The 203-nt window shown below is 68.0% G+C and carries 1 pseudogene; it reads left to right on the top strand.

The annotated features are described in order from the left end of the window. Positions 1-203: pseudogene (locus tag DW645_RS09860) on the top strand (tryptophan--tRNA ligase); the annotation flags it as partial.

Below are 203 nucleotides of genomic sequence, written 5' to 3'. Positions count from 1 at the left end.
TCCGAGGCCGAGCTGGCGCGCAACCCCACGGTCAAGGCCGAGATGGAGGCCTCGGGCCACGAGCTCACCGGCCTTCTGCTCACCTACCCGGTGCACCAGGCCTGCGACATCCTGTTCTGCAAGGGCAATGTGGTGCCCGTCGGTCGCGACCAGCTGCCGCACATCGAGCTCACCCGCACCATCGCCCGCCGCTTTAACAACCG

It is taken from the genome of Collinsella sp. AM23-17, from assembly GCF_003470945.1.
Classification (GTDB): domain Bacteria; phylum Actinomycetota; class Coriobacteriia; order Coriobacteriales; family Coriobacteriaceae; genus Collinsella; species Collinsella aerofaciens_O.
This window is presented reverse-complemented; position numbering and strand designations above follow the sequence as displayed.